This is a genomic window from Streptomyces blattellae (assembly GCF_009709555.1).
GTDB lineage: Bacteria > Actinomycetota > Actinomycetes > Streptomycetales > Streptomycetaceae > Streptomyces > Streptomyces blattellae.
Genome location: NZ_WJBG01000248.1, coordinates 13,099 through 25,950, shown reverse-complemented (window position 1 = coordinate 25,950; position 12,852 = coordinate 13,099). Strand labels below are relative to the sequence as shown.

Sequence of the window (12,852 nt, the reverse complement as noted above, 5' to 3'; positions counted from 1 at the left end):
GCGGCCCGTCTGCGAGAGAGCAGGCGGGCCGCCGTCGTATGCGCGCATCCGGGCGGCTGCGGCGCGCGTGACGAGCTTGCCCGGCGGGCCGCTTCCGACTCCGCCCGCTGAGCGGTGTTCGGTTGCCCGCCGCATCCGTGCGACAGGCCACTTCCGTTCGGCCGACCGACCGCACGCCCCTCACCTGCGCCGTCGCCCAGCCCGCCGCGTCAACTCCCGTCCGAACGCCGCCTGTTCGCCACTCACGGCTGCGAGAAATTCCTGTGCGAATCATTGACGCACCCTCAACCCCTTCGTACCTTGTGCCAGCAAGCGCTTACTTGAAACGATTCATGCGAAGCGGCGACGACGCCGCGGGGAGGGGCCCGATTTGGGAACCGGCACGAATTTTGAGAGGCGTACGATCCTGAAGGCGGCCGGCGCGACGGCGGCCACGCTTGGGCTGGCCACCACGACAGCGTGCGGTGGCGACGGAGGTACCTCCTCCGATGGCACGGTGACGATCCGTTATGCATGGTGGGGCGCCGAGGACCGCGCCCAGCGCATCAACGAAACCATCGCGCTCTTCGAGAAGAAGTATCCGAAAATCAAGGTCAAAACGGACTTCCAGCCGTACACGGACTTCTGGAAGAAGTTCAACACCCAGGCCTCCGGCGGAAATCCGCCGGACGTCTTCCAGAATGCGATTGCATTCCTGCGGAAATACGACTCCAAGAACGTGCTGCTCGACCTCAAGGAGCAGGTCGACGCGGGCAACCTCTCCATGGACGGCTTCCGGGCCGGCCTGGACACGTTCGGCGAGATCGACGGAAAGCTCCTGGGAGTTCCGGTCGGCTCCAACTCCATGGCCCTCGTCATCGACAAGCCCGTCTACACCAGGGCCGGCGTGACGCCGGAACAGGGCTGGACGTGGGACGACTTCGACGCGGCGATGAAGAGGATCCGCGACAGGACGGGACGTGCCGGTGACACCGGCCCGTACAACGTCATGTACCTCTACGACCTCTACCTGCGCCAGAACGGCAAGGCGTTCTTCACCGAGGACGGACTCGGTTTCACCGAGGCCGATCTGACGGACTGGTGGACGAAGGCCAAGAGGGCCGTCGAGGACGGCCTGTACGCCGACGTCAAGAAGATCGGCCAGATCAGACCCAAGTCGGCGGTCACCGGCGAACTCTCCGGCGGTGAGTTCACCTGGGACAACTTCACCATCCGCTACACCTCCGAGGGCACGAGCGAGTACGGCCTGGCGCCCATCCCGACCACGGACGGCAAGAGGACCGGTCAGTACCTCGGCTCCCTGATGCTGAGTGCCTCCAGGCGCACCGAGCACCCCAAGGAAGTCGCCCAGTTCATCGACTTCATGGTGCACGACCCCGAGGTCGCCAAGATCATGGGCTACGACCGTGGGGTGCCCGCGACGCAGGCCCAGTACGACGCGTTCAAGCCGACCGACGAGGTCAACAAGGCGATCGCCGCCTACGAGGAGTCGCTCGTCGAGGCGGGCGTCCTGGAGCCGATCACCCCGCACCCGAACGGCGCCGACATCTGCGAGGCCGCGTTCCTGCGCATCGGCGAGGAGGTCGGCCTGGGCAGCCGCTCCGTGGACGACGCCGTCAAGCAGTTCTTCAACGAGTCGGAGACGGCTCTCGTCGCCTGATGGGAACCCCAGTGACACACGCCCCTGCGATGGAGGGCCTGTCCAAGGACTCCGAGCCGCGGCACGGTCCGGTGAAGCCCGTGCGCCCCGCCGCCCTCAAGCGGCGGCGGCGCCAGGAGAACCTGGCCGGCTATCTCTTCATGTCCCCCTGGATCGCCGGGTTCCTGCTGCTCACCGCGGGCCCGATGATCGCCTCGCTCTACTTCGCGTTCACCGACTACAACCTGTTCGACTCACCCCAGTGGATCGGCTTCGACAACTTCTCCGAGATGTTCGGCGACCCCCGCTGGCGCCACTCGGTGCAGGTGACGATGTGGTACGTCGCCGTAGGCACGCCGCTCAAGCTGCTCGCCGCCCTCGGTGTGGCGCTGCTGCTCGCGCAGAACCGGCGCGGACAGGCCTTCTACCGGGCCGCCTTCTACGCGCCGTCGCTGATCGGGGCGAGCGTCTCCATCGCGATCGTGTGGCGGGCGATCTTCTCGGACGACGCGATCGTCGACCGTACGCAGCAGTTCTTCGGCATCGAGGTCGGCGGCTGGACCGGTGACCCGGAGCTGATCATCTACAGCCTGGTGGCGCTCACGGTCTGGCAGTTCGGCGCCCCCATGGTCATCTTCCTGGCCGGTCTCAAGCAGGTCCCGCGGGAGCTGTACGAGGCGGCCGAGGTCGACGGCGCGGGCAAGCTGCGGCGGTTCTGGAACATCACGCTGCCGATGATTTCCCCGGTCCTCTTCTTCAACGTCCTGCTGGAGACGATCCACTCCTTCCAGATCTTCAGCTCCGCGTACATCGTCGGCGGCGGCGCCGGAGGCAACGCCTGCGGTCCGGCGGACGGTTCGATGGTTTACACCTGTTACCTCTACGTCCAGGGCTTCGAGAACAGCCGGATGGGCCTGGCCTCCGCCATGGCCTGGATGCTGCTCGTCGCGGTCGCTCTGGTGACGGCGGTGCTGTTCTGGTCCCAGAAGCACTGGGTGCACTACGAGGAGGGCGCCTGATGAGCGCACAGGCCACCGACATCACGCCGGCCCGCTCCACGAGGGCGGGGGCGCTGCGCCGCAAGCTGCCGGGCTCCGTCGCCTGGCACGTGGGCTCCCTCCTGATCCTCGCGGTGATCCTCTATCCGGTGATCTGGGTCATCGGCGCCTCGTTCAAGAGGAGCGAGGACATCATCGGCAGTCTGGATCTCTTCCCGACCGATCCGATCACCGAGAACTACACCAGTCTCTCCGACGGCATCGCGGACATCTCGATCACGACGTTTTTCACCAATTCGCTGTTCCTCGCGGTCGGTTCGGTGATCGGCATCCTGCTGTCCTGCTCGCTGACGGCGTACGCCTTCGCGAGGATCCGCTTCGCGGGCCGCAATCTGCTGTTCACGCTGATGATCGGCACCCTCCTGTTGCCGTACCACGTGCTGCTGATCCCGCAGTACGTGCTGTTCCGCAACCTGGACATGATCAACACCTACACCCCGCTGCTGCTGGGGAAGTACCTGGCCACGGAGGCGTTCTTCGTCTTCCTGATGGTGCAGTTCATGCGCAACCTGCCCAAGGAGCTGGACGAGGCGGCCCGTCTCGACGGCTGCGGGCACCTGCGCATCTACTGGTCGATCGTGCTTCCGCTGTGCCGCCCCGCCCTGATCACCAGCGCGATCTTCACCTTCATCAACTCCTGGAACGACTTCATGGGGCCGCTGATCTATCTGAACGAGCCCGACAGGTACACGGTCTCGCTCGGCCTGAAGATGTTCGTGGACCAGGAGGGCGTGGCCAACTACGGCGGCATGATCGCGATGACGCTCATCGCCCTGCTGCCGGTGCTCGCCTTCTTCCTGGCCTTCCAGCGCTATCTGATCGACGGTATGGCGACGTCCGGACTGAAGGGCTGAGGCGCTCACGATGGCCCAGGTACGCGTGAAGCCGCGCAAGGAGTCGGTGTTCGCGGAGCGGTTCGCCGTCTTCGCCGAGTGTCTCCTCACCGGTGTATGGATCACGGTCGCCTCACTCGGCGTGGTCACCTACCCCGCCGCCTTCGCCGCCGGTGCCCGGCATCTGCGGCGCCACACCGCACACGAGGGCGGCGGCTGGCGGGAGTTCGTCGCCGACTTCCGGGCGGCGGTGCGGCGCGGGTGGGCCGTCGGACTCGCCGGGTGGCTCGCGGCGGCCGCGGTCTGGGTGGACGTCCAGGCCGTGCGCGCCGGAATTCCCGGGGGGCCGCTGGTGGGGGCCGTCGGGGTGGTCGCGCTGATCGGGCTCGCGGTCGCGGGGCTGCGTGCGGCGGCGGTCTGGACGCCGGGTGCCCGCTGGCGTGAGCTGCTCGCCGAGGCCGGACGCCGGACCGTCCTCGACCCGGCCGGATCCTTCCTGCTCATCGCCGGACTGGCGTTGGTCGCCCTGTCCGCCTGGTTCATCGCGCCGCTGGCGGTCCCCGTGCTGGGGGCCGTCGCGGCGGCGGCCATCGCCGTGGAGGAGCGGTACCGGCACCGCTGACGGACGGTGCCCTCGCACCAGGTCGGCGCCCCTGGGCGTCGTACCTCTCTCTGTCATGCCCCTGACCACCCTGCACTCGCACGGAAAGGAAAGGTGGAAAAGCCCATGTCTCCCATCCCTCGCAGGTCCCTCCTCAAAGCTGCCGCCGTCGCCGGAGCCGCCGCCCAGTTCAGCTGGGCGCTCGGTACGAACGCGGCGGCGGCCCCCAGAGCCGAGGCCGCCGACGCGGACCCGGTGACCCTGGACTGGCTGGAGGACGGCGGCCTCGGCGCCGCACCCGGCTCCACGGTCGGCGTTCCCTGGCCGAAGGGCGCGTACCAGGCGGACCAGACCTTCGCGCTGACGGACGCCGACGGCAAGGCCGTGCCCATGCAGTCCTGGCCGATCGCCTACTGGCCGGACGGCTCCCTCAAGTGGTCCGCGCACGCGGTGAGTTCGGGCAACGGCAAGCTCACCCTCACCGCCGGTGAAGGTGCCGCCCCCGAGCACAAGGTCACCGTCGACAGGAGCGGCGGCACCATCGACATATCGACCGGAGTCATCACCGCGAAGATCGGCAAGTCCGGCGCCACCCTGGTCAAGTCGGTCACCCGGGGATCGACGGAGATCGCGCGCAACGGCCGGCTCGTGCTGCTCCGCCAGCCGGAGATCGAGGACGGCGACCAGGGCACGGTGAAGTACGAGCGGTTCGAGGGCGCGATCGGCGAGGTCACCGTCGAGCAGGACGGCCCGGTCCGCGCGGTCGTCCGCATCGACGGCAAGCACCGCAAGGGCCGCCGCAGTTGGCTGCCGTTCTCCATCCGCCTGTACTTCTACGCCGGGGCCGACTCCTTCCGCATGGTGCACACCATCACCTACGACGGCACCCAGGAACCCGGCAAGGCAAGCGGCGACTTCATCCGCGGCATCGGCGTGCGCTTCTCCGTGCCGATGCGGGACGAGTCGTACGACCGCCACATCCGCATCGGCGGCGAGGGCACCGGGCTGCTGCGCGAGGCCGTCAAGGGCATCACCGGGCTGCGCCGGGATCCGGGCGCGGCCGTGCAGGCGGCGCAGTTCGCGGGGGAGAAGCTGCCCGACCCCTCGACCTGGGACCAGCGGGTGACGACCCGGCTGCAGTACATCCCCGAGTGGGGCGACTACACGCTCTCCCAGCTCTCCGCCGACGGTTTCACGCTGCGCAAGCGGACGAAGAAGGGCTACGGCTGGATCGGCGCGGGCGGTGGCAGGCGCGCGTCCGGCTTCGGGTACGTCGGTGGCGTCAGCGGCGGACTCTCCTTCGGGCTGCGGGACTTCTGGGAGAAGTTCCCGGCCCAGCTCGACATCCGCGACGCCCACACCGACGAGGCCGAGGTCACCATGTGGCTCTGGTCGCCCGAGGCGCAGCCGATGGACCTGCGCTTCTACCACGACGGCATGGGCCAGGACACCTACGCCGAGCAGCTGGAAGCCCTCAACATCACGTATGAGGACTACGAGCCCGAGTTCGGCACCCCGTACGGCATCGCCCGCACCTCCGAACTCCTCTTCTGGGCCAACGACTCGACGCCGGCACCCGACGCCATGGCCCGACAGGTCGAGGCCGTACGGGTGTTGCCGCAGCTCGCCGCGGAGCCCAAGCAGCTCATCAAGGCCCAGGTCTTCGGGCCGGGGCTGTTTTCCGAGCCGGACCGTTCGACGCCGGCCAAGGCCAAGATCGAGGACCACCTCGACTTCCTCTTCACCTACTACAAGGACCAGGTGGAGATGCGCCGCTGGTACGGCTTCTGGGACTACGGCGACATCATGCACTCGTACGACAGGGTCAGGCACCAGTGGCGGTACGACGTCGGCGGCTACGCCTGGGACAACTCCGAGCTGTCGCCCGACCTGTGGCTCTGGTACGCCTACCTCCGCTCCGGCCGCGCGGACATCTTCCGCTTCGCCGAGGCGATGACCCGGCACACCGGCGAGGTCGACGTCTACCACCTGGGCGAATGGGCGGGCCTCGGCACCCGGCACGGCGTGCAGCACTACGCCGACAGCGCCAAGCAGCAGCGCATCGCCAACACCACGTACCGGCGCTACTACTACTTCCTCACCGCCGACGAGCGGGTCGGCGACCTCATGCACGCCAATGTCGACTCCGACGAGACGTTCCTCGTCCTCGACCCCATCCGCAAGATCCGCACCGAGCCGTACACCCCCGACCGGAACGCGCTGTCGATCGGGTTCGGCACGGACTGGAGCGGGCTCGTGTCGGCGTGGCTGACCGAGTGGGAGCGCAAGGGCCCCAAGTGGGAGAAGGCACGCGCGCGCGTGCTGTCCACGATGGAGACGATCGCCGCGCAGCCCAACGGGTTCGTCCAGGGCAGTGGGCTGTACGACCTCGACACCGGCAGGTTCGCCATCCCGTCGGAAGCCAGGGTCAGCGTCTCCCACCTCGCCGCCGTCTTCGGCCTCAACGAGCTGTGCGCCGAACTCATCGACCTGGTCGACATGCCGGAGTTCAACGAGACGTACTTCGAGTACTGCCGCTACTTCAACGCCACGAAGGCCGAGCAGGCGGCGCGCTATGGCTCCAACTTCGGTTCCCTGCTGCTCTTCCAGGGCCACTCGCGCCTCGACGCCTACGCCGCCGTGCAGACGGGGGACGAAAAGCTGGCCACGCGCGCGTGGGAGAAGTTCTACAACTCCGACGGCTACTTCGAGTCGGACCCCTGGAAGACGGAGGAGTTGAGCGGGCCGGTCACGCTGGTGGCGGGAAGCGAGGCGAGTTGGGTGTCGACGAACGACACCGCGCTGTACGGGCTTGCCGCGATCGAGAACCTCGCGCTGCTCGGGGACCGGATGCCGTGACGGTCTGTGGGGAACTGCGGGTCAGCGGTGGCTGGTCGCGCGGTTCCCCACGCTCCTGTGGGGTGCGTGTCGCATCCAGGATCAGATGTGCCGTCCACGCACCCGTGAGCAGGGCAGACTCGGAGTATGGACTGGTTTCGCTACCGCTTCCGCAGTGTGTGGCTCCTGCGCGCGCCGCCCGACAGGGTGTACGCCGTGCTGGAGCGGGCCGAGGACTACCCCGACTGGTGGCCGCAGGTCCGGCAGGTCGACGCGATCGACGACGCCCGCGGCGTCGTCAGGGTGCGCTCCGTGTTGCCGTACGAGCTGACGTTCACCGCGCGTGAGGTGGTGCGCGACCGTGCGGCCGGGGTGCTGGAGATCGAGATGTCCGGTGACCTGGACGGCTGGGCGCGCTGGACGGTCCAGGCGCACGGTGCGGGCACGCTCGCGCGCTACGAACAGGTCGTCGATCTGCGTAGGCCGCTGCTCAGGCGTCTCGCGGTGCTGGGGCGGCCCGTCTTCCGCGCCAACCACCGGCTGATGATGCGGGCCGGACGGCGGGGGCTGGCCGCTTACTTGGAAGCAGTTTGATGGGAGCCCGCCGGGACCTGTATTGTTCTCTCCGTTCCCGGGCGATTAGCTCAGTGGGAGAGCGCTTCGTTCACACCGAAGAGGTCACTGGTTCGAACCCAGTATCGCCCACCGGGAAAGGCCGGTCCGCCGCAGCGGACCGGCTTTTTTGTGTGCTCGTGGTCCGTTCACGCGGCCGCCGGCAGATCCGGACGCAGGGGCCACGCAGGGTCCACCGCCTCCTCGGTGCCGCTGCGGGCGAACCACGCCTGCAGGCCGCGCGCCTGTGCCGCGTGCCACACGGCCTGCAGGGTGTGCAGTTCGGCGGCGGAGAGACGCTCCAGCCGGGCGGCGAAACGGCGCCCCACCGCCCGTACGACATCGAGCGCGGCCGCGGCGTCCGCCGCGGCGTCGTGCGCGCCGTCCAGGACGACGCCGTAGTGCGCGCACAGGTCGGTGAGCGTGCGGCGGCCCTTGCGGTAGCGGTCGAGATGCTTGTCGAGGACGCGTGGGTCGAGCACCAGCAACGGCGACGTCTCGAACCAGTGGTCCAGGGACGAGGCCCGATGGCGCCGCAACTCGCGGTCCAGGATGGTCAGATCGAAAGGTGCGTTCATCACCACGAGCGGACGGCCCGCGGCCGCCTGCTCGGCCAGTTCACTGGCTATCTCATGCATCACCGGCGCAGGCCAGCGGCCGTTGCGCTGCAGATGCTCCTCCGTCAGGCCGTGCACCGCCGTCGCCTCTTCGGGCACCGGCACACCCGGGTTGACCAGCCATCGGCTCACCCGCGGCCGGGTGCCGGGGGCGTCCTGGACGACGACGGCGGCCGACACGATCCGGTCGGTCTCGACGTCCACGCCCGTGGTCTCCGTGTCGAACGCGGCCAAAGGACCCTCGTACCAGCACGTCATACCTACACAACTCCTCGTTCACCCACGGCAGCTGACGTTCCGTCTTCTGCCTGTTTGGTGATACCCGGGCTGTTTGCGGCGTACGCGGGCCGGACACAACAGGAGTGCGGGTCTTTGCAGTTCAGCGGGCTCGTTCGCGGGGATTCACTTGCTGGGAAGGCTGTTGGCCATGGCGATAGCGCAGCCCGAACGGGGCGGGCTGCTGCCCGCTCGGACGGGCCCCCATCGCGGTTCACTCGCCACCACCGCCTGCATGGAGACACTGCAGGTGGGCTATCTCCATGCCGTCGCGGCCGCGGCGGGCTGCTCGCTGTCCCAGCCCTTTCCGGACAACGGCATCGACTGGCACGTCAGCCACAGCGCCGCCGGGCACACCGTCGACGACGAGGTGACCATCAAGGTGCAGCTCAAGGCGACGTACCAGATCCCGCCGAGCCCCCCTGGGCGCTTCTTCTCCTTCACACTCGACAACGACCACCTGGCGAAGCTCGCCCGCACCCCGGTGTCCGTGCACAAGATCCTGGTCGTGATGCTCGTCCCGCGGTCCCAGGACGACTGGCTGCGCGCCAGCCACGACCGGCTCGACCTCAGGCACTGCTGCTACTGGGTCAACCTGGCCGGCCACGCCATCACCGGTCGGCGCCGGAGCACCGTGCGGATTCCGACCTCACGCATCTTCGACGACCGGGCGCTGTGCGAGATCATGACGCGCGTCGGGACGGGAGGCAGGCCATGACACACCGTCCGCTTCAGGAGCCGGTACGGCCAGGGCGGCCGCATCCCGTGGACGCCCAGTGGAACCGGCCGCCCGAGCCCGGTGAGGTCGACCCCGCCGTGCTCGGCGCCCTGCTGCGCCGCCATGGCTGGCAGCGCCGCGGCGGAGCCGCCGGCCGGTACGGCCGCTGGACCCCACCGGGTCCCGGCGGCTCCGGCACGAGCCTGCTCGTGCCGGAGAACCGTGCCTTCCCCGACAGCGACGACCTGCTCGGCGAGGCCCTCGTCGCGCTGTCCCGCAGCGGCTCGCCCTCCGCGCGCGAGGTCCTGGTCGGCCTCACCGTGCCCAGCGACGAGATCCGCTGGTGGCGCGATGTACCGACCGGACCGGCCGGCGCCGCGCCATGGACGGTCGAGGAACAACTGCGCACCGCCGCCCGCCAGATGCTCCTGGCGGGCGCTCTCGCCACACGCGCGCGTGCCGGCTACCACGGCGCCCGGCACCGCCGCCCCGCCGCCGCGTCCCTGGACGACGTCCTCGTCGGCGCCGCCCCCGGTGGCCGTCAGCTGACCGCGTTCGTGCCCGTCGACACCGGCCGCACCCTCGCCGTGCGCCTGCACCAGGCCCTGTACGCCGCCCGCGAGGCCGTCGACTACAAACGGGCCACCGGCGGCATGGACGCCTTCGACGGAGCCATCGAGGCAGGCGTCAGCCGTGAACTGACCGAGGCCCTCGTCGCCCTGGTCCGCGGCACCGAGGGCGCCCGCATCGCCGTCGAGTGGGCGCCCGGCGCCGGGGTCCCCGACGGCTGCGCCGCACGCGCCGAGGCCGTCGAGTTCTCGCCCGGCGACCTGCCGGCGCTGCGTGAGGCCGGGGCCCGCTATCTGCGCGAGGAACCGTCCATGCCGGTGCGGGTCACCGGGACGGTGACCCGGATGCGCCGGTCGGGGCCGCGCGGCGAGGGCGCCGTACGGCTGCGGGTGATCGCGGGCGCCGAGGTCCCGCACCTCCGGCTGACCCTGGACGAGGAGGGGTACCGCATCGCCGGGCACGCCCATCTCGTCGGGCTGCCGGTGCGCGTGCACGGCCGCCTGGAGAGCCGAGGCGGCTTCCGGCGGCTCACCGGCGCCTTCGGCGTCGTACCGGTGCGGGTGGACGACGCCGAGCGGGACCGGCTGATCAAGTCGCTCCAGGAGCACCCTGAAGACGGGGCCTTCTTCGAGGAGGCCCGCGGAGGCGACGATCACGAGGCCGGCCTGGACGTCGATTTCGGGGACTGATTTCGCGGTGGGACGCCCCGGGTCGGTACGATCCGGTATTGCGCGCGCTCCAGGTACGGCGCCCGCACCCGCCTTCAGTCAGGAGAGACCGGTGTCAGACGTCCGTGTGATCATCCAACGCGATTCCGAGCGGGAAGAGCGCACGGTGACGACGGGCACTACGGCCGCCGAGCTCTTCGCCGGTGAGCGCTCGATCATCGCCGCGCGCGTGGGCGGCGCGCTCAGGGACCTGTCGTATGTGCTCTCCGACGGGGAAGCGGTCGAGGGCGTCGAGATCTCCTCCGAGGACGGCCTGAACATCCTGCGCCACTCCACCGCGCATGTCATGGCCCAGGCCGTGCAGGAGCTGTTCCCCGAGGCCAAGCTGGGCATCGGCCCGCCGGTCAAGGACGGCTTCTACTACGACTTCGACGTCGAGAAGCCGTTCACGCCCGAGGATCTCAAGGCCATCGAGAAGAAGATGCAGGAGATCCAGAAGCGCGGCCAGCGTTTCTCGCGCCGGGTCGTCACCGACGACGCGGCCCGTACCGAGCTGGCGTCGGAGCCGTACAAGCTGGAGCTGATCGGCCTCAAGGGCTCGGCCTCCGCGGACGACGGCGCGGACGTCGAGGTCGGCGCGGGCGAGCTGACGATCTACGACAACCTGGACGCCAAGACCGGCGACCTGTGCTGGAAGGATCTCTGCCGGGGCCCGCACCTGCCGACCACCCGGAACATCCCGGCGTTCAAGCTGATGCGCAACGCGGCCGCCTACTGGCGCGGCAGCGAGAAGAACCCGATGCTCCAGCGCATCTACGGCACCGCCTGGCCCACCAAGGACGAGCTGAAGGCGCACCTCGACTTCCTCGCCGAGGCGGAGAAGCGTGACCACCGCAAGCTCGGCAACGAGCTGGACCTGTTCTCGATCCCCGAGCAGATCGGCTCCGGCCTCGCCGTCTTCCACCCCAAGGGCGGCATCGTCCGCCGAGTCATGGAGGACTACTCGCGCCGCCGCCACGAGGAAGAGGGCTACGAGTTCGTCTACACCCCGCACGCGACCAAGGGGAAGCTCTTCGAGACGTCGGGCCACCTCGACTGGTACGCCGAGGGCATGTACCCGCCCATGCAGCTCGACGAGGGCGTGGACTACTACCTCAAGCCCATGAACTGCCCCATGCACAACCTGATCTTTGACGCGCGCGGCCGCTCCTACCGTGAACTGCCTTTGAGGTTGTTCGAATTCGGCACGGTGTACCGGTACGAGAAGTCCGGAGTCGTGCACGGCCTCACCCGTGCCCGTGGCTTCACCCAGGACGACGCGCACATCTACTGCACGCGGGAGCAGATGTCGGAGGAGCTCGACAAGACGCTCACCTTTGTCCTCGGCCTGCTGCGCGACTACGGCCTGACCGACTTCTACCTGGAGCTGTCCACCAAGGACGAGACCAAGTTCGTCGGCTCGGACGAGGCGTGGCAGGAGGCCACCGAGACCCTCCGCCAGGTCGCCGAGAAGCAGGGCCTGCCGCTGGTCCCGGACCCGGGCGGCGCCGCCTTCTACGGGCCGAAGATCTCCGTGCAGACGAAGGACGCCATCGGCCGCACCTGGCAGATGTCGACCATCCAGCTCGACTTCAACCTGCCCGAGCGCTTCGACCTGGAGTACACCGGCCCGGACGGCTCCAAGCAGCGTCCGGTCATGATCCACCGCGCGTTGTTCGGCTCGATCGAGCGATTCTTCGCGGTGTTGCTGGAGCACTACGCGGGCGCGTTCCCGGCGTGGCTGGCGCCAGTGCAGGCGGTGGGCATCCCGGTGGGGGACGCGCATGTGGAGTACCTGCAGAAGTTCGCTGCTGAGGCGAAGAAGCAGGGCCTGCGAGTTGAGGTCGACGCCTCGTCGGACCGCATGCAGAAGAAGATCAGGACGGCGCAGAAGCAGAAGGTGCCGTTCATGATCATCGTCGGCGACGACGACATGAACGCCGACACAGTTTCGTTCCGCTACCGCGACGGTTCTCAGGAAAACGGCATCCCGCGTGACGAGGCGCTGGCGAAGCTCGTTGATGTGGTGGAGCGCCGGACCCAGGTGTAATTCCCCGCCAACGCGGGGTCAGGCCCCCGGGGTGTTCCCCGGGGGCCTCTCGTCGTCCTCCCGCGAGAACGCCTGAAGCAGCCACGAGGAGATGCATCCGCGTAGGTCCGCGTCGTCGCGTCCGGCGCCGCAGGCTCCTGCTGGTGGACGGCCGGGGAACCGGCGAACCCGAGCAGCGCCGTCGACAGTCCGGCGTAGACGACCACGCGCGCGTGCAGCGCGAGCCGCGGTCGGCCGGGCCGGCGCTGCACACGCTCGTACGCCTTACACGGTCGTACGCCTTGACGAAGCGCGGCGGCCGCAGCAGCGGCAGTGTCCGGACCACGGTGTCCA

At 69.0% G+C, this 12,852-nt stretch carries 10 protein-coding genes and 1 tRNA gene; 10 read left to right on the top strand and 1 reads right to left on the bottom strand.

All coding sequences use genetic code 11. The annotated features are described in order from the left end of the window. Positions 1-370 precede the first annotated feature (370 nt). The 7 genes from GFH49_RS36910 (at position 371) to GFH49_RS36880 (ending at position 7,674) form a co-directional block, all read left to right on the top strand. A complete protein-coding gene (locus GFH49_RS36910) occupies positions 371-1,660 on the top strand; it encodes an ABC transporter substrate-binding protein (RefSeq protein WP_155060427.1) in 1,290 nt (429 codons plus the stop codon). After that, positions 1,660-2,658, top strand: a complete 999-nt coding sequence (locus GFH49_RS36905) for a carbohydrate ABC transporter permease (protein ID WP_196218255.1) — start codon at positions 1,660-1,662, stop codon at positions 2,656-2,658. Before GFH49_RS36910 ends, GFH49_RS36905 begins: the two co-directional genes overlap by 1 nt. Further along, positions 2,658-3,551 carry a carbohydrate ABC transporter permease gene (locus tag GFH49_RS36900; RefSeq protein ID WP_155060426.1) on the top strand — a complete coding sequence of 298 codons (894 nt, stop codon included), beginning with the start codon at positions 2,658-2,660 and terminating at the stop codon, positions 3,549-3,551. Before GFH49_RS36905 ends, GFH49_RS36900 begins: the two co-directional genes overlap by 1 nt. Positions 3,552-3,561: 10 nt before the next feature. Next, positions 3,562-4,152, top strand: coding sequence for a hypothetical protein (locus tag GFH49_RS36895; protein ID WP_155060425.1), 591 nt, complete (start codon positions 3,562-3,564; stop codon positions 4,150-4,152). 105 nt (positions 4,153-4,257) lie between these two features. Next, positions 4,258-6,990, top strand: coding sequence for an exo-rhamnogalacturonan lyase family protein (locus tag GFH49_RS36890; RefSeq protein WP_155060424.1), 2,733 nt, complete (start codon positions 4,258-4,260; stop codon positions 6,988-6,990). A 126-nt stretch (positions 6,991-7,116) separates the two neighbouring features. After that, positions 7,117-7,563, top strand: coding sequence for an SRPBCC family protein (locus GFH49_RS36885; protein ID WP_155060423.1), 447 nt, complete (start codon positions 7,117-7,119; stop codon positions 7,561-7,563). A 39-nt stretch (positions 7,564-7,602) separates the two neighbouring features. Continuing rightward, positions 7,603-7,674: transfer RNA gene (locus GFH49_RS36880), tRNA-Val, on the top strand. Between the two features lie 56 nt (positions 7,675-7,730). Here the strand turns inward: GFH49_RS36880 and GFH49_RS36875 are convergent. Further along, positions 7,731-8,456 (bottom strand): 3'-5' exonuclease, encoded by a 726-nt coding sequence (locus tag GFH49_RS36875; protein WP_155060422.1) that lies wholly within the window; start codon positions 8,454-8,456, stop codon positions 7,731-7,733. Between the two features lie 169 nt (positions 8,457-8,625). Here GFH49_RS36875 and GFH49_RS36870 point away from each other — a divergent pair, with 169 nt between their 5' ends. The 3 genes from GFH49_RS36870 to thrS all read left to right on the top strand — a co-directional run bounded on the left by GFH49_RS36870 (position 8,626) and on the right by thrS (position 12,519). Then, on the top strand, positions 8,626-9,192 hold the full coding sequence (locus GFH49_RS36870; protein WP_155060421.1) for a DUF4365 domain-containing protein: 567 nt from the start codon (positions 8,626-8,628) through the stop codon (positions 9,190-9,192). Then, positions 9,189-10,451, top strand: coding sequence for a hypothetical protein (locus GFH49_RS36865; protein WP_155060420.1), 1,263 nt, complete (start codon positions 9,189-9,191; stop codon positions 10,449-10,451). The genes GFH49_RS36870 and GFH49_RS36865 overlap by 4 nt, the downstream gene beginning before the upstream one ends. 91 nt (positions 10,452-10,542) lie before the next feature. Further along, a complete protein-coding gene (gene thrS, locus GFH49_RS36860) occupies positions 10,543-12,519 on the top strand; it encodes a threonine--tRNA ligase (RefSeq protein WP_155060419.1) in 1,977 nt (658 codons plus the stop codon). The last annotated feature ends 333 nt before the right edge of the window (positions 12,520-12,852 follow it).

Coding starts and splice junctions, on each gene's coding strand:
- GFH49_RS36905 (WP_196218255.1), top strand. CDS start 1,660: ATGGGAACCCCAGTGACACACGCCCCTGCGATGGAGGGCCTGTCCAAG.
- GFH49_RS36900 (WP_155060426.1), top strand. CDS start 2,658: ATGAGCGCACAGGCCACCGACATCACGCCGGCCCGCTCCACGAGGGCG.
- GFH49_RS36895 (WP_155060425.1), top strand. CDS start 3,562: ATGGCCCAGGTACGCGTGAAGCCGCGCAAGGAGTCGGTGTTCGCGGAG.
- GFH49_RS36890 (WP_155060424.1), top strand. CDS start 4,258: ATGTCTCCCATCCCTCGCAGGTCCCTCCTCAAAGCTGCCGCCGTCGCC.
- GFH49_RS36885 (WP_155060423.1), top strand. CDS start 7,117: ATGGACTGGTTTCGCTACCGCTTCCGCAGTGTGTGGCTCCTGCGCGCG.
- GFH49_RS36875 (WP_155060422.1), bottom strand. CDS start 8,456: ATGACGTGCTGGTACGAGGGTCCTTTGGCCGCGTTCGACACGGAGACC.
- GFH49_RS36870 (WP_155060421.1), top strand. CDS start 8,626: ATGGCGATAGCGCAGCCCGAACGGGGCGGGCTGCTGCCCGCTCGGACG.
- GFH49_RS36865 (WP_155060420.1), top strand. CDS start 9,189: ATGACACACCGTCCGCTTCAGGAGCCGGTACGGCCAGGGCGGCCGCAT.